Origin of the sequence: Streptomyces sp. NPDC046197 (genome assembly GCF_040646295.1) — a bacterium.
GTDB lineage: Bacteria > Actinomycetota > Actinomycetes > Streptomycetales > Streptomycetaceae > Streptomyces.
Map to the genome: position 1 here is coordinate 155,097 of NZ_JBEYZY010000013.1, position 24,971 is coordinate 180,067.

Annotated in this window: 25 protein-coding genes; 18 read left to right on the plus strand and 7 right to left on the minus strand. The window is 68.1% G+C overall.

Annotated elements, in window-relative coordinates:
- Nucleotides 1-55: 55 nt before the first annotated feature.
- Entirely contained in the window at nt 56-1,642 is a 1,587-nt protein-coding gene (locus AB0A61_RS20335; RefSeq protein WP_361293641.1) for a multicopper oxidase domain-containing protein, read from the minus strand.
- Nucleotides 1,639-2,049 (minus strand): hypothetical protein, encoded by a 411-nt coding sequence (locus AB0A61_RS20340; protein ID WP_361293644.1) that lies wholly within the window; start codon nt 2,047-2,049, stop codon nt 1,639-1,641. Before AB0A61_RS20340 ends, AB0A61_RS20335 begins: the two co-directional genes overlap by 4 nt.
- A 68-nt stretch (nt 2,050-2,117) precedes the next feature.
- Here AB0A61_RS20340 and AB0A61_RS20345 point away from each other — a divergent pair, with 68 nt between their 5' ends.
- Together AB0A61_RS20345 and AB0A61_RS20350 are read left to right on the plus strand one after the other, a co-directional pair.
- Nucleotides 2,118-2,573: a MarR family transcriptional regulator gene (locus tag AB0A61_RS20345; protein WP_361293647.1), complete on the plus strand. Its 456-nt coding sequence runs from the start codon at nt 2,118-2,120 to the stop codon at nt 2,571-2,573.
- A 597-nt stretch (nt 2,574-3,170) separates the two neighbouring features.
- On the plus strand, nt 3,171-4,238 hold the full coding sequence (locus AB0A61_RS20350; protein WP_361293650.1) for a zinc-dependent alcohol dehydrogenase family protein: 1,068 nt from the start codon (nt 3,171-3,173) through the stop codon (nt 4,236-4,238).
- Between the two features lie 250 nt (nt 4,239-4,488).
- Here AB0A61_RS20350 and AB0A61_RS20355 read toward each other — a convergent pair whose 3' ends face one another.
- Nucleotides 4,489-5,541, minus strand: a complete 1,053-nt coding sequence (locus AB0A61_RS20355; protein ID WP_361293653.1) for a PP2C family protein-serine/threonine phosphatase — start codon at nt 5,539-5,541, stop codon at nt 4,489-4,491.
- A 757-nt stretch (nt 5,542-6,298) separates the two neighbouring features.
- Between AB0A61_RS20355 and AB0A61_RS20360 the strand changes: the two genes are divergently transcribed.
- The 11 genes from AB0A61_RS20360 (at nt 6,299) to AB0A61_RS20410 (ending at nt 17,301) form a co-directional block, all read left to right on the plus strand.
- On the plus strand, nt 6,299-6,868 hold the full coding sequence (locus tag AB0A61_RS20360) for a winged helix-turn-helix domain-containing protein (RefSeq protein WP_361293656.1): 570 nt from the start codon (nt 6,299-6,301) through the stop codon (nt 6,866-6,868).
- A gap of 14 nt (nt 6,869-6,882) precedes the next feature.
- Complete coding sequence (locus AB0A61_RS20365) at nt 6,883-8,112, plus strand: acyl-CoA dehydrogenase family protein (protein ID WP_361293659.1); 1,230 nt, start codon at nt 6,883-6,885, stop codon at nt 8,110-8,112.
- A 185-nt stretch (nt 8,113-8,297) separates the two neighbouring features.
- Nucleotides 8,298-8,390, plus strand: coding sequence for a putative leader peptide (locus tag AB0A61_RS20370; protein ID WP_356939619.1), 93 nt, complete (start codon nt 8,298-8,300; stop codon nt 8,388-8,390).
- 334 nt (nt 8,391-8,724) lie between these two features.
- On the plus strand, nt 8,725-9,792 hold the full coding sequence (locus AB0A61_RS20375) for an ABC transporter substrate-binding protein (RefSeq protein ID WP_361293662.1): 1,068 nt from the start codon (nt 8,725-8,727) through the stop codon (nt 9,790-9,792).
- Between the two features lie 4 nt (nt 9,793-9,796).
- A complete protein-coding gene (locus tag AB0A61_RS20380; RefSeq protein WP_361293665.1) occupies nt 9,797-10,681 on the plus strand; it encodes an ABC transporter ATP-binding protein in 885 nt (294 codons plus the stop codon).
- Nucleotides 10,678-11,625, plus strand: coding sequence for an ABC transporter permease (locus tag AB0A61_RS20385; protein WP_361293668.1), 948 nt, complete (start codon nt 10,678-10,680; stop codon nt 11,623-11,625). Before AB0A61_RS20380 ends, AB0A61_RS20385 begins: the two co-directional genes overlap by 4 nt.
- 83 nt (nt 11,626-11,708) lie before the next feature.
- Nucleotides 11,709-13,064: an LLM class flavin-dependent oxidoreductase gene (locus tag AB0A61_RS20390; protein ID WP_361293671.1), complete on the plus strand. Its 1,356-nt coding sequence runs from the start codon at nt 11,709-11,711 to the stop codon at nt 13,062-13,064.
- 393 nt (nt 13,065-13,457) lie between these two features.
- Complete coding sequence (locus AB0A61_RS20395) at nt 13,458-14,357, plus strand: TauD/TfdA family dioxygenase (protein WP_361293674.1); 900 nt, start codon at nt 13,458-13,460, stop codon at nt 14,355-14,357.
- Nucleotides 14,358-14,447: 90 nt separating this feature from the next.
- Complete coding sequence (locus AB0A61_RS20400) at nt 14,448-14,906, plus strand: Rrf2 family transcriptional regulator (RefSeq protein ID WP_361293677.1); 459 nt, start codon at nt 14,448-14,450, stop codon at nt 14,904-14,906.
- Between the two features lie 452 nt (nt 14,907-15,358).
- Nucleotides 15,359-16,465, plus strand: coding sequence for an aliphatic sulfonate ABC transporter substrate-binding protein (locus AB0A61_RS20405; RefSeq protein ID WP_361293680.1), 1,107 nt, complete (start codon nt 15,359-15,361; stop codon nt 16,463-16,465).
- Between the two features lie 38 nt (nt 16,466-16,503).
- Nucleotides 16,504-17,301 carry an ABC transporter ATP-binding protein gene (locus AB0A61_RS20410; RefSeq protein ID WP_361293818.1) on the plus strand — a complete coding sequence of 266 codons (798 nt, stop codon included), beginning with the start codon at nt 16,504-16,506 and terminating at the stop codon, nt 17,299-17,301.
- A 197-nt stretch (nt 17,302-17,498) separates the two neighbouring features.
- Here the strand turns inward: AB0A61_RS20410 and AB0A61_RS20415 are convergent, their stop codons facing one another.
- A complete protein-coding gene (locus AB0A61_RS20415; protein ID WP_361293683.1) occupies nt 17,499-17,849 on the minus strand; it encodes a hypothetical protein in 351 nt (116 codons plus the stop codon).
- Between the two features lie 637 nt (nt 17,850-18,486).
- Here AB0A61_RS20415 and AB0A61_RS20420 point away from each other — a divergent pair.
- Nucleotides 18,487-18,840, plus strand: a complete 354-nt coding sequence (locus tag AB0A61_RS20420) for a VOC family protein (protein WP_361293686.1) — start codon at nt 18,487-18,489, stop codon at nt 18,838-18,840.
- 280 nt (nt 18,841-19,120) lie between these two features.
- Here AB0A61_RS20420 and AB0A61_RS20425 read toward each other — a convergent pair whose 3' ends face one another.
- The gene (locus AB0A61_RS20425) at nt 19,121-20,182 is read right to left on the minus strand and encodes an MFS transporter (RefSeq protein WP_361293689.1); all 1,062 of its coding nucleotides are present in this window, start codon (nt 20,180-20,182) and stop codon (nt 19,121-19,123) included.
- Here AB0A61_RS20425 and AB0A61_RS20430 point away from each other — a divergent pair.
- The 4 genes from AB0A61_RS20430 to AB0A61_RS20445 all read left to right on the plus strand — a co-directional run bounded on the left by AB0A61_RS20430 (nt 20,181) and on the right by AB0A61_RS20445 (nt 23,225).
- A complete protein-coding gene (locus AB0A61_RS20430; protein WP_361293692.1) occupies nt 20,181-20,336 on the plus strand; it encodes a hypothetical protein in 156 nt (51 codons plus the stop codon). The two genes, AB0A61_RS20425 and AB0A61_RS20430, sit on opposite strands and share 2 nt — an antisense overlap.
- 281 nt (nt 20,337-20,617) lie before the next feature.
- Nucleotides 20,618-21,454, plus strand: coding sequence for a helix-turn-helix transcriptional regulator (locus tag AB0A61_RS20435; protein ID WP_361293695.1), 837 nt, complete (start codon nt 20,618-20,620; stop codon nt 21,452-21,454).
- A gap of 393 nt (nt 21,455-21,847) precedes the next feature.
- Nucleotides 21,848-22,816, plus strand: a complete 969-nt coding sequence (locus tag AB0A61_RS20440) for a CDP-diacylglycerol diphosphatase (protein ID WP_361293698.1) — start codon at nt 21,848-21,850, stop codon at nt 22,814-22,816.
- Nucleotides 22,817-23,090: 274 nt separating this feature from the next.
- Nucleotides 23,091-23,225, plus strand: a complete 135-nt coding sequence (locus AB0A61_RS20445; RefSeq protein ID WP_361293701.1) for a hypothetical protein — start codon at nt 23,091-23,093, stop codon at nt 23,223-23,225.
- Between the two features lie 133 nt (nt 23,226-23,358).
- On the opposite strand, the gene AB0A61_RS20450 is transcribed toward AB0A61_RS20445, so the two are convergent.
- Both AB0A61_RS20450 and AB0A61_RS20455 read right to left on the minus strand, forming a co-directional pair.
- Nucleotides 23,359-24,027, minus strand: a complete 669-nt coding sequence (locus tag AB0A61_RS20450; RefSeq protein ID WP_361293704.1) for a hypothetical protein — start codon at nt 24,025-24,027, stop codon at nt 23,359-23,361.
- Nucleotides 24,028-24,288: 261 nt separating this feature from the next.
- Entirely contained in the window at nt 24,289-24,930 is a 642-nt protein-coding gene (locus tag AB0A61_RS20455; RefSeq protein WP_361293707.1) for a TetR/AcrR family transcriptional regulator, read from the minus strand.
- Between the last annotated feature and the right edge of the window lie 41 nt (nt 24,931-24,971).

The following is a 24,971-nucleotide window of genomic DNA, read 5'->3' on the forward strand; positions in this document are numbered from 1 at the left end:
GGTGGCGAACGTATGAGTCCGCCACCGCATCATCCCGGAGGCCCCTGGGGCGCGTTCACTCCGTGACGAAGTCGGCCATCATGGCCATGTCCTCGTGCTCGAGGTTGTGGCAGTGGAGCATGAACCGGCCCGTGTAGTCGGTGAAGCGGGTAAGAATCTCTACGGATTCGGCGGGGCGCAGGTCCACGGTGTCCTTCCAGCCCGCGTCGTACGGGCCGGGTGAGCGGCCGTTGCGTGCCGTCACCTGGAAGTGGTTGAGGTGGACGTGGACGGGGTGGTGGAAGTCCGTGACGAACCGCCACAGCTCGGTGGTGCCGAGCCGAACGGCGGCCAGGGGTCTACCGGGCTCGTAGGGGCGGCCGTTGATGGTCCAGCCGGTGGATCCGGCCCGCCGCTGGAAGTGGAAGGTTCGGGTCGCCGCGGCCCGCTCCGGCCGCGGCGCGGGTATCGCCGACAGCCGGTCCGGTATGCGTGAGTCGTCGGCCGGTGACCGGGCGGTGGAGACGTCGAAGCGCATGACGTCCGCCGTGCTGCCGCTGCCCAGCCGGTTCACCAGCCGCACGCGGGTGCCGGGCCGGTAGCGGGAGAAGTCCACGATCACGTCGAAGCGTTCGGCTGGGGCGACGTCCAGGGTGTCGTGTGCGAGCGGACTTTCCAGCAGGCCGCCGTCGCCGCCGATCTGCACGAGACCGCCGCCGCCCGGCGGCGGGGGGTCAAGTGCCAGACGGTAGCGGCGGGCGTTGGAGGCGTTGAGCAGGCGTAGGCGGTAGCGGAGCCGCTGTGTCTCCAGCACCGGCCAGGGTGCCCCGTTGACGAGGAGGACGTCGCCGAGGACGCCGTCCATGTACGGGTCCGTGACACCGGGTGTGTGCTGCGCCGCGTCCAGGGCGGGATACCGGAAGGACCCGTCGGCGGCGAAGGCCCGGTCGGCGATCATCAAGGGGATGTCTCTTTCACCGCGGGGCAGGGGCAGTGCCTCCTCCTCGTCGTCGCGGACGAGATGGAAACCGGCGAGGCCGTGCCAGACGTTCGGGCCGGTGAAGCCCATGCGGTGGTCGTGGTACCAGAGGGTGGCGGCCCGCTGCTGCATCGGATACGTGTACGTCCGCTCGACCGCGACGTCGTCGGGTGCACCGGCTGCCCCGGACATGCCCGGCATCCCCGCCATCCCGTCGGCATGGGAGGCCGCGCCGTCCTGCGGCAGGAGCAGCGCGGTCGGATAGCCGTCGCCGGCATCGGGGGTGTGACCGCCGTGCAGGTGGACCACGGTCGGGTGCGGCAGTTCGTTGCGGTGCCGTACCACCGTCCTGCGGCCGGAACGGGAGACCAGGGTCGGCCCGGGGAAGGTGCCGCCGTACGTCCATGCGGTGGTCTGAAGGCCCGGAAGGATCCGCAGACGCGCCGTCTGCTGGGTGATCTCGTATACATCCGTCGTGCCGCTTGAGCGCGTCGGCGCGAGCACCGGCGGGACGGGCAGCGGCACCGCGTACGGCCGTGGCAGGGCTGTCTGGCTGCGCAGCAGCAGCCCCGGCTGACCTGGTGTCAGCGACCCTCCGGCCATGGCCCATCCGCCCGCGGTGAGCGCGCCGCCGCCCAGGGCAGCAGCGGCGAGCAGGCGACGTCTGGCGATGCCCCCGGTCATACGCGCTCCTCAAGGACCCGGCTCGAGCCTGCTGCCGGGCGCCAGGCCCAGCCGAACATGAGCAAGGTGCAGACGATGATGGCCACGCCCAGCGGGACGTGAACGGCGAGCACGCGCGCATACCCCATGGCGATCTGTCCCGCCTCTGCGCCGAAGAGCGCGATACCGGCCAGGACCGGCCAGCCTGGCCCGCCGCCGGGCCGCCACAGCAGCAGCGCGGCCACGATCTGGGCCACTGCGGTCAGCCCGGTGGCCGTGGCGTTGAGGGCGTGCAGGTCGAGGGCTTGGTAGTGACCGGACAGGAAGCTGCCGGCCAGCACTGCCTGCCCGAGTGCGAGGGCGGCTTCGCAGGTCACCACGGCCCGGAAGAGCACGAGAGTCCAGGGCCGCACGATCAAGTTAGGCATGATGAAGATAGTGCCAGATGAGATTATCTTGGTCGAATCAATCTCGGCCTGCCCTATGCTGGATGACGATGAACGCGCCCGAATCCCCTTCCCCCGCGCTCGGCACCGGTCCCGCACGCATCGGCCCGCTGCTCCGTCTCGCACAGCGGCGCGCCGCGCGGACGTTCACCGAGGCGCTGCGCCCACTGGGCATCGAGGGCCGGCACTACGGCGTCCTGCTCAACCTCGCCACGCACGGGCCGCTCAGCCAGCGACAGCTCATCGATCTGACCGGCAGCGACAAGTCCGCCATGGTGCGCACGGTCGACGACCTGGAGGCTCGCGGCCTGGCCGTGCGGCGGCCCTCCCCGGCCGACCGGCGCGCCTACGCGGTGGAGATGACCGACGAGGGCAGGGCATCGTTCGCCGACGCCTCACGGATCAGCGGCGAAGTGGGCGCCCGGCTCCTCGACTGCATGGAGGAGGACGACCAGGAGCTGCTGTGTGCGCTCCTTGAGCGCTTCGTCACGGCCGCGGGAGCCTAAGGCTGCTGTTCGGCCCGGACGGCACCGGCACCGCAACCCGCATCCAAGCTCTACACGCGACCGCCACCAACCCGGCGCTGTCCGGCTTCCTACGCAACACGCCCGTCCTTGCGGGCCACTTCTAAGGACACTCCATATAAGAAACTGTTGTCTCACCGAGAAGCCGACTTGGCAGTCGAATGCGGGTTCCTGATATGGCATTCCGGCGGTGAGGGCATGAGGGACCTCCCGCGCAGCTCATGAGTGTGGAATCCATCCAAGCCATGCGAGAATCTTTCCTGGGCCGGGCGTAGCGATCCCGAAATGACAGATTCATAATCCGAACCCAGGGTAGTGCGCTGCGGCGAGCGGTCCTGATCACCGACCTCCGTAGGCCGCACGAACGCAGCGTGCTTACAAGATCATACTGAGCGAGTCGGTAAAGGCCTAGAGGGGGCTCGACGCCGATGACACCCTGCGCACGGGCCACTTCCATTGAGAAGGAAGGGTCCGGAGCCTGGGCGCCGACGAGGCTGCCGGCACAGCATGGTTCTTGTCCGGAACGCCCGCCGAGTTCGCCGGGCGCTGAGAGACGGAAGGTCACTCATGCCTCAATCCATGCGCGCGCTCGTAGCCGGAAAGGTCGGCGAGCCCACCGATGTCCTGCGGCTGGAATCCCGGCCTGTTCCCACGCCAAAAGCCGGTCAGGCGTTGATCCGTGTGAAGGCGACTCCGATTCACGCCAGTGATCTGCACGTGCTGCGTGGCCGCTACGGTTTCTCCCCCCAGTTTCCCACTGTTGGGGGTCACATGGAATGCGTGGGTCGTATTGAGGCCCTGGGCCCGGATACCGAGGGACTGAAGATCGGCGAGCGCGTGGTGGCCGTTGCAGTCCCGGCGGTACCCGGGCCCCATGTGGACGGCACTTGGCAGGAATACCTCGTTGCGGATACAGGAAGGCTCCTGCCGGTCCCCGACCATCTGAGCGACTCCAGTGCCTGTCAACTCGCCGTCAACCCGTTGACCGCGCTGCTCCTCGTGACTCGCGAACTCCACGTACAGCCGGGTGAATGGTTGTTGCAGACGGCCGCGGGCTCCACCGTCGGCCGGCTCGTCATTCAGCTGTCCAGGCATCTGGGTATTCGCACGATCAATGTCGTGCGGCGACGCACTGCCGTTGAGGAGATCAAGGCACTTGGTGGTGACGAGGTCATTTGCACTGAGGACGAGGACCTGTTGCAGCGTGTGGCTGAGGCAGCAGGACCGGCCGGCGTGCGCAAGGCCATCGACTGTGTCGCGGGCCTCGTGGGTGCCCAGGTATCCCAGGCATTGGCTCCGGGAGGCGAGGTCGTGGTCTACGGCGCGCTCTCTACCCATCGGCAGACTGACCCGGCAGCGCTGACGATCCCGCTGCAGGCACGCTCGGTTATCTACGAGACCAAAACAGTCCGTGGCTTCTGGCTGAACCGCTGGTTCGGCACTGCCTCACCTCAGGATGCGCTGCGCGCGCTGTCCCAGGTTCGCAGTCTCGTCGCTGATGAAGTGCTGGGCATCCCCCAAGGCCAGCCGTTCCCGCTCGAACGCTTCACCGAAGCCATCTCGCTCGCCGAAACACCCGCACATGGCACCAAACCACTCTTTGTCTTCGAAGGCGGCCGGGACAAAGACGACAAGGACGACAGGTAGGAAGCGGCCCTGCCGGTGCTGGCAGCGGTGCGGCTGCAGCGGGCCAAGGCCGCCAACGCCTGCGGCGCCGCCCAGCTCGGGTTCGTAGCCAAGCGCTGAGTCCAGCCGCCCCCGGCCGCCTGCCGTGGCCTGTGCATGCACGGGGATGGCCTCGACCACGATCGCGGTCGAGGCCATCCCGTGTGGGCTGCGGCGTGGGGCAAGCGAGTTCCGGCGCCTGAAATGCGCAGGTCAGAACCTTATCTCGGGCTCAGCGGCTTGGGCGCCGCCGGGCGACGAGGGCAGCGACGTCGTCGTCGAGCTCGCCGCCGCTGTAGGCGATCAGGTCGCGGTGGAGATGGTCGAGGAGCTGGTGGGGCGCATCGCCGGTCCACGAACGGATGCGTTCGGCGAGGGGATAGAAGGCGCCGGAGCGGTCGCGGGTCTCGGTGACCCCGTCGGTGTACAGCAGGAGCTGGTCTCCCGGGTGGAAGGGGGCGAGGTCGACGTGGTACCGGTCGCTTACCAGCATGCCCAGGTTGAGCGGCGGCGAGGGAGCGGCGGGCTGCAGCTCCCGGACCTCGCCACGGTGCAGCAGCAGCGGGGGCGGGTGGCCGCAGGTGACGGTCCGGACGACCGGCTCGTCGTCCGGGATCTCGACGAGGAGTGCGGTGATGAAACGTTCAGCGATCTCCGAGCCCGGGACCTCCGGGTACTGGGAGGCGTAGCGGCTCATGCTCGTCTCCAGGCGGCAGGCGAGGTGGGGCAGGTCGCGCGCGTCGTGGGCGGCCTCGCGGAAGGCGCTGAGCAGCGCCGCAGCCGTCCGCATCGCAAGCAGGCCCTTGCCGCGTACGTCTCCGATGAGCAGCCGTACGCCGTGTGGGGTGCGTATCGCCTCGTACAGGTCGCCGCCGATCCGGGCTTCCGCCGCGGCGGCCAGATACAGGCTCTCGAGCGTGACGTGCCCGAGGTGTCGCGGTATCGGACGCAGCACCGCCAGCTGGGCGGTCTCGGCCACTGAGCGGACCAGGACCAGCTGATGGGCGCGCCGGCCCAGCAGGCGGTTGAAGAAGACGGCGAATGCCGCAATCGCCGCGAGGGTGGCCAGCTCAGAGTAGGCGGTCGCATCGCTCAGCGAATTGAAGTCGACCATCAGGCCGATAAAGATGGCGCACGCACCTACTCCGGTGAGCACGGTCCCCCACAGGGGCAGCAGCGCGGCGGCAGAAATCATGGCCGCGGCGAGGAAGGCATCCGGCCTGACATCACGGGGGGTGAAGAGGCCGATGAACAGGCCGATGATCAGCAGCAGAGCAGGCAGCACGGTCAGCAACCTGCCCCGCGCACCAGTGCTGTGCGGGACTCCGTATTCCCCAGGAGGCCTCGCCACCGCGCCGCTCCCCAAGATCGCACAGGTCGAGCGGCAGCCCGGGATAGAAAGTCAGGCCGCCGATTTGGATGATTTTATCGCCGTTCGTCCGTAGCTAGCGAACAGCCCGGTGAGCAGTGGTGACGCGTAGGCGTCACCAGGTCACCGTGCCGCTCGGCGACAAGATCGGCGGCTCCTCCACCCCCTGAAGGGGGTGGCTTCTCACCGAGCGGATCGGGCGTCGCGACGGGCCGGCCCGGCCGGTAGAACGTTCGCGGCGCCTACGGTGTCAGCGTGCACGGTGCGGCCGCACGGGAGGCGGTGAAACGTCTGCGGTGTGCCGCACTTCGTGCCCGACCGGAAAGGGCGACCGCACCCGAGGTCCGCCCGGCAGTTGACGGCGGCCGGTGAGCCCTGTGAGCCCGCCCGCGGTGTTGCGTTCCCTACATTTCCTATCGATTTACTGGGGAAATGTTGACCGGCCGCCCAACGGGTGCGCAGGATGATGCACATGTCCCACACGCAGCAACGACTCGTTCGTCGTCGGCATGTCGACTTTGGTCACGTCGTCAGCGCCGCCTGCTGTCGCGTGTAGAGCGCGCGCCCCACACGCCGCGCGTGCCGCTCCGCTCCTTCTCTCTCATCCCTGGTGATCAGGCGAACCCATCCCACTGCGCCTGACGACCCGACGTACTTCCGAAGGACGACCGCCATGACCACGGCACTTCCGGCCCAGACCACCCCATCCGGTTCGCCACTTGCCGACACGCCTCATCTCCGCCTCGTGGGCGACACCGTGCACGACGGCGACGAGGGACACGGTTCCGCCCCCCTCGTCGGCTACCTCCTGCTCGTCCCCGAGGGCACCGATCCCGCCCAGCTCTTCGCCGAGGGCGTGACACAGCCGGAGATCCGACCGATCGCCCACACAGACCCAACTCCCGTGCGACAGACGGGAGGTGACGCCGTCCGCATCGATCCCACGCGTCATGTCGCGGAGGTGGACGGACACGAACTCGACCTCACCTTCCTGGAGTTCGCGCTGCTGGCCCATCTGGTTCGCCGTCCCCACCATGTGCACTCGCGTGATCAGTTGATGGCCGACATATGGGGCTACGACCACATCGGTGACGGCCGCACCGTGGATGTGCACATCGCGCGTCTGCGCCGAAAGCTGGGCGCGGCGCACCGGCATCGCATCGTCACCGTGCGGCGGGTGGGTTACAAGTACGTACCCGCCCGGCAGGACAGCACACCCACCGCACCTTGCCGTCAACCTTAGAGGAGACCGCTTCCATGGGCGTTGCCCCTGCGCCGTCCGGCCCCGCTTCTCAGCACGACCGGACCGGGCCCGGCCGGGCACACTGGCTGCGCGTGGCCCGCGAGACGGCGGACGACCTGGCCACGGACGCGGTGGCCCGGGAGCAGGCAGGCAAGGCCCCGTTCGACGAAGTGCTACGGCTGCGCGAGGCGGGACTGCTGACCCTCCTCATACCGGCCGGGTTCGGGGGAGGCGGCGCGGACTGGCCCACGGCCTACGCCGTGGTCCGGGAGATCGCCGCGGCCGACGGCGCGATCGGTCAACTGCTCGGCTGTCACTACTTCCTGTCGTGGAGCGCGCGGTTCTTCACCGAGCCCCCTCTCGCCGATCGGCTCGAGCGGCAGTCCGCGGCGGAGGAGTGGTGCTGGGGTGGCGGTTTCGCCCGTCAGGAACCCCCATTGACGCTGACCGGGACAGGCGGCGGCCATGTGCTCGGCGGTCGGCAGTGCTTCGCCACCGGGGTCCTGGTCGCCGACCGCCTCGCCCTGCGGGCCGTGCGGGCCGACACCGGCGAACCACTCGCCGTCGTCGTTGATCCAACCCGTCACGGCGTGGGAATCGGCGGCGAGGCCGACGCCTTCGGCCAACGACTCGCGGCCGGCGGGAGCGTCGAGTTCGACGCCGTACGAGTCGCTGCCGACGACGTACTCGGTTCCCTGTCCGCGGACGAGGACGTCCTGTCGCCCCTGACTGCTCTGGTATCGCCGGTCGGGCGGCTACTGTCCGTCCAGCTCCGTCTCGGCATGGCCGAGGGAGTGCTCGCCGAAGCCCGTGAGTACAGCCGGGCGGCACACTCTGCGTGGCAGCCCGCCTGGCCGGTCGGCTCTTCCCAGGACCCGCATGTGCTGTCCGTCTACGGAGAACTCACCGTCCTTGCCCGCTCGGCTTCCGCTCTCTCCGATCAGGCGCTGCAAGCCGTGCACGGCGGGCTGGCACGCGGTGAAGAGCTGACCTACGACGAGTACGCGGAGATCTCGGTCCTCGTGGCCCTGGCCGAAGCCGCCGCCTCCCGGGCCGCGCAGGAGTCCACCGCCCGCGCCCTCGACATCGTCGGCGCCCGCTCCGCCTCTTCACGGCTGGGCTTCGACCGCTTCTGGCGCAATGCCCGGACCCACACCCTGTACGAGCCGGTCACCCACCGAGTCCGCGAAGTCGGGGACTACTTCCTCAACGGTGAGCACCCCCCGTTCGTCCTGCCCATCTGACCGTGCGAGCCCGGCCCCTCTGCGCCCACAAACGTGCCACTCAGTGTGATCGGGATTCGCCATCCAATCTGACATCCGGGTGATTGTGAACGCTGTACTTCACCAGCATGTCGGACGGTTGAGAATATGAGACGGACGCGCAAGCGACGTTGACCTGGCCGGATTTCGCTGCAACTCTCTTGGGTGTGAGCAAGTCCGAGTACCTCGCCGCGCGCCTGCACGTCGACCTGCGACGTCAGGCCAGCGCCATCTGTGCCGTCGGCCGCTGCGCCCGCTGACCGCGCTGCTCTCCTCCGCTCCATTTCACAGTCGGGCACTGCGAGCGTGCCGCCGTTGAGGTAAGAGGAGGGATTCCTCGCAGCCATTCCTGCTGAGGTCTCTTTCCCGCCATTGTGCGCGTGCGTCGCCTGCGCCCCACCGCCCGGGTGTCAGGCATGCCTTTCCCGTTCGGGCTCAGTCGTACCGATCAGCCCGTTTGGGCGCGGCTTCTCGTCATTTCTTGAAGCGTGTCCGTCCATCCGGTCTCCATGCTGATCGCTTTCCATCAGCGCCTGAGGACCGTGGCAGAAAGCCCGGTCCAGCCACTCCATCGATCTTGAACAGGACCTTTCCATGGCCACGACGGCATCGACCCGACGCCAGTTCCTCACTCTGCTGGGCCTCTCGGCCGTGGCCGTGAGCTGCGGCACCGCGACCGGAGCAAGTTCCGGCAAGGGCCAGACCAAGACGCTCCGGTACCAGGGCTGGGCGGGCCAGGTCACCCCGCCGGAACTGGCCGAGGATCTCGGCTACCTGGGCGACGTGAAGCTGCAGTGGGTCGGCAACACGATCAGCGGGCCGCAGGACATCCAGTCCGCGGCCACCGCCCAGGTCGACTTCGGCGGCGCTTTCAACGGCGCTGTCGTCAAACTCGCCGCGAACGGTGCCCCCCTCAAGGCGGTCATCAGCTACTACGGCTCCGACAAGTACGCCTACAACGGCTTCTACGTCCTCAAGGACAGTCCGATCCGCTCGGCCAGGGACCTGATCGGCAAGAAGGTCGGGATGAACACCCTCGGCGCCCATTCCGAGGCCATGCTCGACATCTATCTGCGGCGAGGCGGTCTGTCCCGGGCGGAGATCGGCAAGGTCGAGCCCCTTGTGGTACCCCCGGTCAACACCGAGCAGACGCTGCGCCAGAAGCAGATAGAGGTGGCCGTGCTCGGCGGAATCCTGCGCGACAAGGCCCTGGCAGCCGGGGGCATCCGATCGCTGTTCACCGACTACCAACTGCTCGGTGCGTTCAGCGCCGGCACCTACGTGATGACCGACCGCTTCCTGAAGCAGAACCCCGACACGGCCCGGGCCTTCGTCACCGGAGTCGGAAGAGCCATCGAGTGGGCCCGTTCCACGCCGCACGACGAAGTCGTCGCCCGGATGACCGACATCGTCAAAAAGCGCGGCCGCAACGAGGACACCGCACCGCTGAAGTACTGGCGCTCCTTCGGCGTCGCAGAGACGGCGGGCCGGATCACCGACAAGGAACTCCAGCTGTGGATCGACTGGCTCGCCGAGCGCGGCGACATCAGGAAGGGCCAGGTCACGTTGTCCGACCTCTACACCAATCAATTCAACGACGCAGGCAGGGTCGGCGCTGCGGCTTCCTCAGCGGCTTCGTCCCCCTCGACGAGCGGGAGCTGATCCCATGCCCGGATCCATCACGCCCAAGCTCGTGCTCGAGCAGGTGCGAAAGGACTTCACCGTCAAGGACCGGGCGCGGAAGGGCCGGACGCGGAAGGGCCGAGCAGCTGGAACGGACCGTGCACGGACTCGGCAGGGCACACGGTTCACCGCCCTCGACACCATCGATCTGGAGATGGCGGCCGGCGAGTTCGTCGTCCTGGTCGGTCCCAGCGGCTGCGGAAAGTCGACGCTGCTGGATCTGCTCGGCGGCCTCGCCGAGCCCACCGGCGGACGGATCCTGTTGGACGGCGCACCCGTCACCGGCCCGGGTCTGGACCGTGGCATCGTGTTCCAGCAATACGCGCTGCTGCCGTGGCGCACCGCACAGGGCAACGTCGAGTTCGGCCTGGAGGCCACCGGCGTCCCACGACGCCAACGAGTCGTGCGTGCCAGGGAGTTCCTGGAGCTCGTGGGCCTGGCCGGGTTCGAGGACCGCCATCCGCATGAACTGTCGGGCGGAATGCGGCAGCGTGTGGCGATCGCCCGCAGCCTCGCCTACGACCCCGATGTACTCCTGATGGACGAGCCGTTCGCCGCGCTGGACGCCCAGACCCGGGAGTCGCTCCAGGACGAACTGCTGCACGTCTGGCAACGCACCGGCAAGACCGTTGTCTTCATCACCCACGACATCGACGAGGCCGTCTACCTGGGACAGCGCGTCGCCGTCATGACGTCGAGGCCGGGCCGCATCAAGCAGATCGTGCCGGTTGCCTTCGACTCCCGCACGGCGACCGACGACCTCCGCTCCAGTCCCGAGTTCGCTCGCTACCGGCACGAGATCTGGTCACTGCTGCACGACGAAGTGGCCAGGGCCCAGCAGTTGGAGAAGGAGGAGGCTTCCGCATGAGCCCCACAACCAGCACGGCCACCAGCAAGGCCACGACGCCGGGCTCCGCGAGCGCCGCCGAGCCCCCCGCCCCTTCCCCCGCTGCGCCGACGTCGTCCGCGCCACGCGGGGCATCGCGGTCGCGCATACGCCACGTTCCCGCCACGGCTGCCCCCGTACGCCGGGCGGTGCGCCGACTGCCGTACCTGTTGGTGAAGGGGGCGACCAAGTCCGCGGCGATCACGGCTCTGCTGCTGCTGTGGGAGACCGCACCGCGACTCGGCCTGGTCGACCGGACCTTCCTGCCGCCGTTCAGCGAGGTCACCCGCGCCTGGTGGGGGCTGGCAGCCGACGGCCGGCTCGCCGACAACGCACGCGCCAGCCTGGTGCGCTCCTTCAGTGGATTCGGTATCGCCGTGGCCCTCGCCGTTCCGCTCGGCCTGCTGATCGGCTGGTACCGGCCGGTCGCCGACCTCCTCGGACCCGTGCTGGAGGTCTTCCGCAACACCGCCGCGCTGGCCCTGCTGCCGGTGTTCGTCCTGCTGCTGGGCATCGGCGAAACCTCGAAGATCTCCATCGTCGTGTACGCGTGCACCTGGCCGATCCTGCTCAACACCATCAGCGCGGTCCGCAGCGTCGACCCGACCCTGCTGAAGCTGGCGAAGTCGATGGACCTGTCCGCGCCCCGGCTGTTCCAGAAGGTCATCCTGCCGTCCTCGGTGCCGGTGATCTTCACCGGCATCCGGCTGGCCGGAGCGGCGGCCATTCTGGTGCTGGTCGCCGCCGAGATGATCGGTGCCAGGGCGGGCCTCGGCTACCTGGTCAACGCCTCTCAGTACAACTTCGCCATCCCGCAGATGTATGCGGGCATCATCACGATCTCCGCCATCGGAATGGCCTTCAACCAGCTCCTGGTGGCCGTGGAGCGGCGGCTCAGCTCCTGGCGCGTCCCCGCAGGCGGCTGACCCAGCCCGCCGGCTCGTCCCACCGTCACTGCGATCGCTGCCACCGATCGCCTCACCGCCTTCCGACCGGACCGAGGGATCTCATGACCGCGACCAGACCTGATCAGTTGCACCTCAACGCCTTCCTGATGAACGCCGGCCACCACGACGCCGCCTGGCGACACCCGCGTACCCAGCCAGAACGAGTCACCGATCTGCGCTACTTCCAGCAGCTCGCACAGACCGCCGAGCGCGGCCTGCTCGACTCGGTGTTCCTCGCCGACGGCCTCGCCCTGTGGGGCAAGGTCCGGCACAACGCGCTCGGCGGCTTCGAGCCGCTCACCCTGCTGTCCGCCCTGGCCGCGGTCACCGAGCACGTCGGGCTGATCGCCACCGTCTCCACCACCTTCAACGAGCCCTTCCACACCGCCCGCAAGTTCGCCTCCCTGGACCACATCAGCGGCGGCCGGGCCGGCTGGAACATCGTCACTTCCGGCACGGTGAACGAGGCACGCAACTTCGGGCAGGACGAGCACCTGGAACACCGGCTGCGCTACGAGCGGGCACGGGAGTTCGTCGAGGTCGCCACCAAGCTGTGGGACAGCTGGGAGGACGACGCCATCGTGCTCGACCGGGAGCGCGGCGTCTACGCCGACACCGACAAGGTGCGGGAGATCAACCACCACGGGGAGTACTTCCGGGTGAAGGGTCCCCTGAACGTACCGCGCACCCCGCAGGGTTACCCGCTGCTGGTACAGGCCGGCTCGTCGCAGGACGGCAAGGAGTTCGCCGCCCAGTACGCCGAAGCGGTCTTCACCGCCCAGCAGACCCTTGCCGACGGCCAGTCCTTCTACAAGGACCTCAAGTCCCGGCTGCACCGCTACGGCCGCACCGAGGACCAGCTGCTCGTCCTCCCCGGCATCGCCCCCGTCATCGGCTCCACCGAAGCCGAGGCCCGCGCCCTTGAACAAGAACTGACAGAACTGCAGGTCCCCGAGTACGGGCTCGCTCAGGTGTCCGGGATGCTCGGCACCGACCTGACCGGGCTGCCGCTGGACGGGCCGCTGCCCGACCTGCCCGAGGAACGGGACATCAACGGCAACAAGAGCCGCTTCACGCTCGTCGCCGAACTCGCCCGCCGCGACGGCCTCACCCTGCGCGAACTCATCGCCCGCCTCGGCGCCGGACGGGGCCACCGCGTCTTCGCCGGAACCCCGGAGCAGACAGCCGACCAACTCGAGGAGTGGTTCACCCAGGGCGCGGCCGACGGCTTCAACATCATGCCGCCCCATCTGCCGGGCGGCCTGGAGGACTTCGTCGACCAGGTCGTGCCGATCCTGCAGCGGCGCGGCCTGTTCCGTACCGAGTACACCGGCCGCACCCTGCGCGAACACTACGGCCTGGCCCGTCCCGCCAACCAGCTGGTCACGGCAGCCGCAGCAGACGGAGGTCCCGCATGACGGGACCGGACAAGTCATCAACGTCTCCCCGACCAATGTCTTCGACCGGGGTGAGGACGGGATCCCCGTGCACGCCCGCCTTGACGACAGCCAGACCTGCTTCCCGTGCGAGGCGAACTGCCCGGCCGACGCCCTGTGCGCCGCGCCCCTGACCCGCCCGCTGCCCGATGACTCCACGACCCGGGACGAGGAGTACCTCGACCGTACCCGGCCTGCTCGGCAGCTCCCGCCGGCACATCGGCTGGGGACAAGGCCGCAGGCCCGGCGCGCTCAGGGCCGTCGGCCCTCGTCTCGGATCCCGGGAGCCAAGAGAGCCTCCCTGCCCATCACCTCCTGATCACCTCGCGACCGGTCACCTCCCGACCGGTCACTTCCTGGAAGGACACCTGCCACATGACCACGAGTACCGGCTTCGACATCCGCAGGATCGGCGGCCGTATCGGCGCCGAGATCCTCGGCGTGGATCTCTCCACCGACCTCGACCCCGCCGTCGTCATCGAGATCAACTCAGCACTCCTGGAGCACAAGGCGCTCGTCTTCAGCGGCCAGCAGCTCGACGACGCCGGCCAGCTCCGCTTCGCCTCCCTCTTCGGCGAACTCACCACCGCGCACCCCACGGTGCCCTCAGTGGAAGGACAGCCCCAGATCCTGCCCGTCGACGGCGACGAGGGCATCCGAGCCAATCAGTGGCACACGGACGTCACCTTCGTCCGGACTCCCCCGAAGGCGTCCACGCTGCGCAGCATCGTGGTCCCGCCCTACGGCGGCAACACGCTGATCGCCAACTCGGCCGCCGCATACCGCGACCTGCCCGAACCGCTGCGCGAGCTGGCCGACAAGCTGTGGGCGGTGCACACCAACGACTACGACTACGCCGCCCCCAGGACCGAGAAGGCGGCCGAGCACCGCAAGAGGTTCGTCTCCCGGAAGTACCGCACCGCGCACCCGGTCGTCCGGGTCCACCCCGAGACCGGGGAGCGCGGGCTGTTCATCGGAGGCTTCGCCCAGAGCATCGTCGGCCTCGGCCCCTCCGACTCCCGCGACCTCCTGCGCATCTTCCAGTCGTACGTCACCCGCCCCGAGAACATCGTGCGCGTGGCCTGGACGCCCGGCGACCTGGTCCTGTTCGACAACCGCATCACCCAGCACTACGCCCCCGACGACTACGGCAACCTGCCGCGCCTGCTGCACCGGGTGACCGTCGCGGGCGATGTCCCCGCCAGTGTCGACGGCACCCTCAGCCATGTCATCGAAGGCGACGACGCCGCCCACTACACCCCCGCCGTGGCCTGAACCCCGCGGGTCGCCGGACAGGGACACCTTTCCCTGTCCGGCGGCCGCGCCCACAGCGGGCCCACCGCAGCCATACGGGACAATGAACGCATGCGGATCTCAGCCAGGGCGGACTACGCGGTACGAGCCGCGCTGCAACTCGCCGCGTCACGGGACGACGGGCCGCTGAAAGCCGAGGTTATCGCTGCCGACCAGGACATCCCGCACAAATTCCTCGAAAGCATCCTGAACGACATGCGCCGGGGAGGTCTCGTGCTCAGCCGACGCGGCGGCAACGGCGGCTACCGCCTGGCCGGGCCCGCCGAGTCCATCAGCATCGCCGACGTCATCCGCGTCGTGGACGGACCGCTGGTCTCTGTGCGCGGGGTCCGCCCTCCGGAGCTGTCCTACACCGGCCCGGCCGAGTCGCTGCTCCCCTTGTGGATCGCGCTGCGGTCCAATGTGCGCGAGATCCTCGACGGCGTGTCGCTCGCCGACGTCGCATCCGCCCAACTCCCCGCAGACGTGTCCGCGCTGGCGGAGGCCCCGGGCGCCTGGATAAACCCCTGACGTTCTTGTCAGTTCAGCCCTTCTCATAATCCGAGATGGGCCAGTCCATATTACGAACACCCTATTGGGGGCAGGCCCCACCTTCTGTCACGATCCCTAGCAGTCAGGTAGGAAAACTAGGCAACAGCGGGGGTGCGGCCATGAGAACGCTCGACTGCAGCGGCCGGTTGCTGCCCCGCCTGACCTCGCGTCGCCACATCGACTTCGGCCGTGTGTCCAGCGCCATCTGTCGGCCCGTCCAATAGCGCACTCGCGCCCTCCTGACCCCATGTTTCAGGCGTGGCACTCCGATGCCTGACGCGCGACCTCCACTACGCCGCAACCCATCCCTCCCCCCGAGCCGGCATTCCTGCCGACGAGGGCGGGCGAGTGGAGTACTGGTGCGCGCCCATGCACCTCACTCCTCGCACTCAGTACCTCCCTGATCACCCATCCCCTGAGAGGACACCTCCGTGTCTGCCGCAAGACCGCTCACCGTCCCGCGCACCATCGCCGTCATAGCGGCGCTCCCCCTCCTGCTGACCGCCTGCGGGTACGGATCCAAGTCCACTGACGACGGCAAGAAGACCGCGGTTGCGGCCGGCGCCAAGAAGCTCTCCGCCGACGAGGTGAAGATCGGCTACTTCCCCAACCTCACGCACGCCACCGCTCTCGTCGGCGTCCAGGAGGGGCTGTTCCAGAAGGAGCTCGGCGGCACCACTATCAAGACCGCGACCTTCAACGCCGGCCCTTCCGAGATCGAGGCGCTCAACGCCGGCTCCATCGACATCGGCTGGATCGGCCCCTCCCCCGCCATCAACGGCTACACCAAGTCGAACGGCAAGAACCTGCGCATCATCGGCGGTTCCGCCTCCGGCGGCGTGAAGCTGGTCGTCAACCCGAAGAAGATCAAGTCCCTGAAGGACGTCAAGGGCAAGACGATCGCGACCCCGCAGCTCGGCAACACCCAGGACGTCGCGTTCCTCAACTGGATCGCCGGCCAGGGCTGGAAGGTCGACGCCCAGAGCGGCAAGGGCGACGTCTCCGTCGTCCGCACCGACAACAAGATCACACCGGACGCCTACAAGTCCGGCTCCATCGATGGCGCCTGGGTGCCCGAACCGACCGCCTCCAAGCTTGTGGCCGAGGGCGCGAAGGTGCTGCTCGACGAGTCGACGCTGTGGCCCGACAAGAAGTTCGTGATCACGAACATCATCGTGTCGCAGAAGTTCCTGAAGGAGCATCCGGACGTCGTCGAGGCCGTGCTGCGCGGCTCGGTGAAAACCAATGCGTGGATCAACGCCAACCCGCAGAAGGCGAAGGCGTCCGTGAACGCGGCGCTGGCGAAGCTGTCGGGCAAGGCGCTGCCCTCCGCCGTCATCGACCCGGCCTGGAAGTCCATCACCTTCCTCGACGACCCGCTGGCTTCGACCCTGAACACGGAGGCGGAGCACGCGGTGAAGGCCGGCCTGCTGGACAAGCCCGACCTGAAGGGCATCTACGACCTCACGTCGCTCAACAAGGCCCTGCAGGCCGAGGGCAAGAGCAAGGTCGACGACGCCGGTCTGGGCACCCGTTAACGACGGGAGGACCGATGAGTTCCCAGGAGGTGACGCCCATGGCCGCCACGATCAGCAAGGCCGTCGAGGACTCGACGTCGGTGACACACGCCGCCGTTGTCGGGCACGTCTCGAAGTCCTTCCCCGCGCCGGGCACGCCCGGCGGACATCAACTCGTGCTCGACGACATCACGCTCGACGTCGCACCAGGCGAGTTCGTCACCCTCCTGGGAGCCTCCGGCTGCGGCAAGTCCACCCTGCTCAACCTGGTCGCGGGACTGGACCTGCCGTCCGCCGGCTCGATCGCCACGGACGGCCGGCCCGCCCTGATGTTCCAGGAGCACGCCCTGTTCCCCTGGTTGACCGCGGGCAAGAACATCGAACTCGCGCTGAAGCTGCGCGGGGTCGCCAAGCCGGAGCGCCGACGGGAGGCAGAACGGCTGCTGGAACTCGTGCGGCTCCAGGGCGCGCACCACAAGAGGGTGCACGAACTGTCCGGCGGCATGCGGCAGCGCGTCGCGTTGGCCCGTGCGCTGGCCCAGGACAGCCGGCTGCTGCTGATGGACGAGCCGTTCGCCGCGCTGGACGCGATCACCCGCGACGTACTGCACGACGAGCTGACCCGCATCTGGCAGGAGACAGGGCTGTCCGTGCTGTTCGTAACGCACAACGTGCGCGAGGCGGTGCGGTTGGCCCAGCGGGTGGTGCTGCTGTCCTCACGGCCCGGGCGGATCGCCCGAGAGTGGTCGGTCGACATCCCGCATCCGCGCCGTATCGAGGACAGCGCGGTCGCCGAGTTGTCCGTCGAGATCACCGAAGAACTGCGTACGGAGATCCGCCGCCATGGGCGGCACTGACATCGGCGTCGGCACCGAGAAGGAAAACGCCCGCACCACCTGGCAAAGCGCCAGCTCACCCGGACAATCCGGCCTCGGCATGACCGCGCAACCAGATGGCACACAGCGGGTATGGCTCGCCACCCCCGACGGCCCCTCCGAGCGCCGGACAGCAGCGCTCGGCCGTGGAGAGGGTCACAGTGAACGGTTGACCCTGCTCATGGCGTCTGGGCGGGCGGGCTGGGGGGAACATTGGGGTGGCGCCCCTCCGGAGCCTCTGGTGCGGCAGCGATACTGATCGCTCCTTGAGCGGTGTTCGAGGCAGCTTTGATGCCGAAGTACGCCGTGGTCGTGGTGCTTACGGCGGTGAACGCGGCGGTGAGCATACTGACGATCACCGGGCCCGCGTTGGGCGTTCCTGCCGCCTTGATCACACCGATCGCAGCGGCGGTCGTGATGGCGGCATCGCCGACGAGCACGACTGCCAAGCCGGCGTACGCGCGAACACGTTCGACTCCGAGTTGCAGACGGTTCCGGCTGAGGTCGGGTGTCTCGTTTCGGGTGGCCATCGCGATCCCCCTCCGCGCGGCTTGGTCCGAAGACCGTAGCGCTGGGCCCTACTCACGCCAAGGGGGGCATTGCCACCGCACCGGCGCGCTGCTGCGGCCGGGATTGCAGTGCTCATCTGCGGCTCCAGAGCCGACGCATGAACGGCCGTCTGCATCCCCACTCGTGCTCCTCCGCTACGCCCGCAAGGTCGCAGTCCAGCAGCGGCGGCCCTGCCTCAGCTCGATCAGCGGATCGCAGACAAGGAAAGCCGCGAGGCCGAGCGGCGGCACGGCGAGGAAGGGCACCGGACGCCGCCTGAGTGGTACGTCGAGCGGGACCTCGAGCGCCGGCCCGGTCCCGGCTGAGCGCCGCGAGACCTGCGTCCATGGGGGGCATTGTGGCGGGTGCTGCGGACGCCGTGGGCGCCCCGACGGCGGCCCGGATCCACCTCCTCAGCTCCTACACGCCGCTGCCACACACGGGTGACGGATCCATCTGACGGACACCGGCTCAGGACCGGGCTATCGCCGAGGACGCCCGCCTGCCGAACCGCCGCCCCTCATAGGCCACGGCTTCCACCACGATTGAGACGGGGGTGTGATGCCGGCGATGGTGTGGTGTCAGCCCGCCCGATCGCCGTCCTGGCAAGATAGCGACATGGAACGTGTGCTTGGAATCGGCGGATACTTCATACGCGCGGCCGACCCGGGAGCCCTGAATGCGTGGTATCGCGATTGCCTGGGCCTGGACGCCGATGAGAACGGCCTGTGGCGTCAGGAAGCCGGGGTGACGGTGTTCGCGACGTTCGAGTCCGAGACCGACTACTTCGGGTCCCGCGCCCAGCAGACCATGCTCAACTTCCGAGTCCGCGACCTGGATGCGATGCTCGCGCAATTGCGCGCCAAGGGAGCGGACGTGGCCCAGGAGACTCAGGAAATGGAGGGTGTCGGTCGATTCGGTTGGGTCACCGATCCGGAAGGCAATCGGCTGGAGCTGTGGCAGCCCGCCTGACCACGTCATCACGCAGGCAGAAACGTGCCTGTGTCCGACCGTGCTGGCCGAGCGCGGGTTCGCCTGGTGGCGCAGCGTAGCCCACCCTGCCGGCATCCGGCCCGCGCCCCCGACCGCTGGCGTGTCCTGTGAAGTCCGTCCGACCACCGACCGGTCTCCCAATCGTCAACTTCCGTGCGCTGCCAGGACAAGCCGCAGCCGTGGCCAGGCCGCGGGGCCCGTCCAGCCGGTACGCCTCAGAACGGGCGGCCCGGCTCGGTACGGGTTCGCGGGCGTCCGCTCAGCGGTGGCGTGCCCGTCCCACCGCTGCGGCCAGTGTCAGGGGCACGGTCAGGAGGGCCGCCAGCCAGAACAGTGGCCGGTAGTCGTGCGCCTGAGCGGTGGAGGCCGCGAGCCCGCTGGCCACGGCGCTGCCCACGTAGAGCGCAACGCCGAACAGGGCCACGCCGGTTGCGCGAGCCGTCGGGGACAGGCCCGTCGCCCACGACTGGATCGTGGAGTGCATGAAGGACCAGCCACCGCCGAGAAGCAGTGCGACCACGACGAGGACCCCGGTGGACTGGCTGTACCCGGCGAGCAGGTACGCCAGAGCCATCTGCACACCACCGGCCACGATCAGACACACGGCAGACCACTGCCCCACGAGTCGCTTGACCACCTGCGCCGCAGCCATGGAACCGACCCCGTACAGGGCCGCGACCGCGCCGGCCAAGGTGGTGGCAACTCCATGTGCTTCCAGGGCCGGGGCCAGGTAGGTGAGGAAGCCGAGTAGCACCGCCCCCTCCAGCATCGCCACCGCCATCACGTACCACTGCCACGACGAGGACAGGACCACGCGGAAGGGCGCCAGCAGGGACCCGGAGGTTGCCCGCTCGGGTTCGGGCAGGCGGCGCAGGGCAACCGCCAGGTAGGCGGCGGGGACGCCGGGCAACGCGAACACCAGTCGCCACGTGAGGTAGTGCGCCAGCGCCCCGGCGACGACCGTGGCCATGGCGGTGCCCAGCGCGAAAGCGGTCATCAGCTCGCTGAGCGGGCGTTGCCGTATCTCGGCGGGCACCGTGTCACCCACGTACGTCAGGGAGGCGGCGATGGAGGCGGCGAAGAACGCACCGGCCAGGGCGCGGGCCCCGATCAGCACGGGGGCGTCCGGAGCGAGGGCCGAGGCCAGGGCGGCAAGTGCGGCGCCGGTCAGCGACACCCGCATCACCCACACGCGGCCCCATCGGTCGCTGGCCACCCCCCACACGGGCTGCATCAGCCCGTAGGTGAGGTAGTAGCCGCTCACGGCGAGCGCCACGGTGGGCAGCGGGGCCCCGAGCCGGGGTCCGATGAGAACCAGCATGGGCGCGATGCAGAAGCGGTCGAAGTTGCTGACGAATCCAGCGGTACGCAGCAACCGCAAGGAGGACGCGGGCAAGGTCGCCACCGGTGTCGACGCGGTGGTGGTCACGGGGGTACAGGCTTCCTTCCAAAGGGGGTTCGACGAGAACGGGTGACAGAAGGGACCGACCCTGGACGGATGCGGTCCGCCACCAGTTCAACACCGGGCTCCTCGGGGCGGAGACCGCTGGCTATTACCATCACTCACAGCCTGCCGGTACGACATCGCGCTTGCTGACGGCAGCATCAGAACAGGGCACGCGTCCGGGCGGACGCCCGCTGTCCGAAGGAGAGGCACGATGACTCGCGGCAGGCTGTCGCCCCTGGACACCTGCACATCGCCCACTGCGGACCGCGGTTCCTCCTCGGCCACGGCCGGCCGCCGGCGCGGTGTTCGGTGACCGCCGCACGCACGCCCTGGGGCGAGTCCCCCCGCCGTGAACTGGGGGCCTTCCTGCGTTCTCGCCGTGAACGGCTGACGCCGGAAGACGTGGGCCTACCGGATGCCCCAGGCCGCCGGACACCGGGGCTGCGGCGGGCCGAGGTCGCGGAACTCGCCGGCATCAGCGTCTCCTGGTACACATGGCTGGAGCAGGGCCGGGTGCGTACCTCGGAGCAGGTGCTGCGTGCCGTAGCGCGGGTGCTGCGGCTGAATTCCGCGGAAACCGCGCACGTACTGTCGTTCGTCGAGGAGAGCGGACCGCCCGCCGACGCTCCCACCTGGGTGTCGCGCAACCTGCTCAGTCTGGTGCATGCCATGACACCGCACCCGGCCGTGGTGCTCGACCCGCACTGGGACCTGCTGGCATGGAACGCCGGGTACGCCGCGCTACTGACCGATCCGGCGCGGCTGCATCCCAAGCAGCGCAATCTTCTGTGGCTGGTGTTCCGCTGGCCGCCGGCCCGCACCCTGCTCGCCGACTGGGAACACGAGGCTCGCGCGCTGCTCGGCCAGTTCCGGTCCCGGGCCGCTCGTCGGCCGCACGATCCGCGGTTCGCCGAACTCGTCGGCGAGTTGATGTCCGACGGTGACGCAGCCCGCTGGTACGAGCGCCGGGAGACAGCCGGATTCCAGCCTTCGATACGTCGTTTCCAGCATCCGGCCGCGGGCGAACTACGCCTGCGATACGTGAAGCTGGCCGCCGTCGATGAGCCCGGTCATCACTTCCTGGCCTACCTGCCCGATGACCGGGACACCGAAGACGCCCTGCGACGCCTGCAGGCAAGCGTGTGAGCCCCGCAGGCCAGGTCGTTCAGCATTTGCCGACGATTGACTGATTTGAGTCGCCCAGATAGCTCGGGTTGAGTCTTCCGGCGCCGCCAACGGGCGCGCGGCCAGTCGCGATGTCCCCGAGGGTTGGCAGCGCGGCGTAGCTCGCCTCGTACACGGTGCCCTGGTGGCACAGCGCCGACCAAAGGCCGCGCACAAGGTGAAACATTTGTTCGGCCGTCCGGGCGACACACGTCAGCAGCTGAGTGCAGGGCGCCAATTATCACGTCGACGCCGAGCAGATGCGCGACGAGCACGAGACCATTCAGGTCGGGGTCTTCCGGCTCGCGGATGAGAGCCGGAAGACCTAACGTGAAGGGAGAAATCGATTCCCGCAGGGCAGCGAGGCAGTGGGCCATGCGTAAACCCGAGGAAAATCCCGAAGGACAGTCCCAGGGACAGCCCGAAGGACACAAGGACGAAGCCCGTCCGTCTCGCCGCGATTTCGTCAGACTTTCCGGTGTCACCGGAGCTGCAGCACTCCTGGCCGGTGCCGGAGGGGGTACGAGCCTGGCCGCCGGAACAGACCATACCCAGCAAGGGGGGAATCTCCCGCTTTCGTCCCCGACCCCATCTCCCAGCGCGTCCCCCTGCCCGAAACCCTCCACCGCGTGCGGCGACCCGAACGAACAAGGCGTCCTCCTTTGGGACAAGGTCCGGGTTTGCCTGAAACAGAAGCAACCGCCGCCGCAAACTTCCTGCCTCAATACGACGGCCCACTATGTCATTCTTCACGGCTCCCCCGAGACGGATCACAACTACCTGCTGGTTCCCACCTGCCGCATCAAGGGCATAGAATGCCCCTTCATCTGGGGCCCGCCGGCGTATCCGTTCTACTGGAACGACGCATGGAATGAGGCCCAGGCATCGGGGGCCGCCCCAGTCAAGTACTCCGATATCGGTTTGGGAATCAACTCGAAAAAGGATCGAACCGAGCAGCAACTACATATTCATATGGCAGGTATCCTGCCGGGAGTGCAGGGACAGCTCAATAAGCTCGAAAAATCAGGTGACATCACGAGCGACCCGAAGAAATGGCAGCAGCAAATTATGCCTGTCGAGGGCTTTGACCACAAGAAGAAGCAGAAAGTCACTCGCACCTATCGGGCGCTCGTATTGACCGGCAAGGCCGACTTGAACCAGAATATGTTCCAATTTCTGGGAAGGTATGTTACTGCAGCGCAGGCGGATATGGAGAACCAGACGATGGTCGTGACGCCGAGGAACGCGGGCGGCTTCTATGTCCTGAACAGCGATCCTGCGCTAAGCGGCGGGGGAACGGGCACCTGTGATTTGCTGCTGGTTTACGACAAGGCCAACCAGTAACGGAGAGCCGGACGCCTCTTCCTCCAGCGGCTGTTGAGACTCGGACTCATCGACTCCAACGACCCGCGGCGCGGGCACCACCGGCTCAGGAAGAGCTGGTCGCAAGCCAGCAGGGCGAGGAGGTCGGCGTAGGTGTTCCTCCCGCGTTTGTTGTGCGACACCACGAGGAAGCTCCCGTGAGCGAGATGACCAGTGAACTTCTCCGCTGGACAGTGGAACGGCCGCCCACAGCCACATCGTCGTCGACCTCAAGACGGGCCAGACGGTGGGCACTGTGACCAGCGTCGAGTACGCGGTGTTCGGCACCTGGGGCAGCCGGCTCGGAAGCCATGGCGAGCGCGTCACCGAACTCGATCCGGCAATGTGGACCGGCTGGACGTACGCAGGCGACGGAGGCCAGATCCAGTAGTTCTCCTACTGATCCGATTCGCCGCCCGACCACCCGGGTCCGCGGGCGCCACAGCGCCCGCGGACCCGCGGCGTCACAGAGGACGGCCGACGCCGGCCTCGGCCTACCCGGACCGGCGGGACGGGCCAGGTTCTCAGCGCTGCTGGACGAAGGCGCGGCCTTCGTGGCGATTGGCCGTGCAGGAGCGTTTCTCCGCAGCTGTCAGCTTGCGGGTCCTCACCACGACGGCGTTGTTCTTGCCGTCCGTACCGTTCTCGGCGGGACCGGTGACGGTGTCCTCGAAGAACCAGTAGTAGTGGCCCCACTCAGGGCTGTCGTAGTGCGTCTGCCAGGTACCGGTGACTTGCTGCATCACCTGCGCCCTGGAGATCCAGCCCACTTCGCCGGGCTTCACCGTCATGTTCAGTGAGCTGCTCTCGGCGTGCGTACTTGACCAACTGTGGTTGTAGCTCGCCGTCACGCTCAGGTCGATAATGCCCGCGATCTTGCCGCCGGCGGTGACCGAGAGACCGAGCGAGTCGGTGGTGCCCACCGTGTCGCTCCACGTCATGGTCTGGGTGGCGTCCGAACTGCTGCAGTTGAACAGGTAGTCGGAGACCTGACGGAAACTGCCGAGGTACGCCTTGGCCAACTGCGGAGAGTTGAACGTGCACTTGCCCGTGCCCGACTCGCAGTCCGCGCTGAGTTCCTGACGGGTCGGTTGCTCCCCGGCAGCGGCGGGCACGGCGACCGCCGCGGCGAATCCGCATGTGGCCAACGAAATGGCAACCATGCGGCCGCCGTACCGCTTGATGCGGTTCATTCTCATCGTGCTTCTTGCCTCTCGAACTGATGGGGGGATCGGTGAACCGACGCGCAAGAGGCACGAACCGCTCTGATGCAGCGTCAGTGTTACCGCCTGTGCGTGTGAGACTGTCTCAAACGCCGGGCACAGCTACACCAAGAGCAGGCAAAGTTGTAGTTGATGATGACATCAACGTGCGGCGGGATCAGCTGCTCGTCCGTCCAGCGCCGACTCGCGGGCGGCCAGTTGCTGCAGGAACTCGGGCCGGCGGAGCTGCTGTCAGCTGGGACGCAGCAATGTCTCAACGACCCAGTCCACGTAGCTGCTGTGGTCGACTTCCCTGGGGAGTGACTCGGGGACAGCATGGCTGAGTTGAGTGTGGCCGAGGTAGCTCGTGTACGCCAGCAGGGCTCGGTCGCGCGCGGCTCTCGGCTGATAGCCCAGGTCGGTGAAGAGCTGTGCCACATAGGCGATGCGCCGGTCGGTCACCCGCCGCAGTACGGGGGCCACCTGGGGGTGGGCGGCCGTAGCGAGGAGGGCGACTTCGAGGGGGTCCTCTTCGGCTGCTCTTGTGACCTCGGCGAACAGGTGGCGCAGGCGCCGCTCCGGGCCCTCCTGCCGGTCGACGGCGGTGATGATGGCCTCGGTGTTGGTTTGCTCCCAGCGGGCGAGTGCCGCTTCGATGAGCGCTTCGCGGTTCGCGAAGTGCCAGTAGAAGCTGCCCTTGGTGGTGCCGAGGCGCGCGGCGAGCGGCTCGACTGCGACTGCCGCGAGGCCTCCTTCGCCTATGGCGGTGAGTGCCGCGTCTGCCCAGTCCTGAGCGCTGAGTCGCGGCCGGCTGCGGCTGCCTGAGGCGCCACGCCCGCGTCTGCCTTCGCCCCCGACGTGTTCTCCGTGAGCCGGATTCGTCGCCTGCACCATGACCATACGGTACCGTATGTCAAAACATACGGTATCGTATG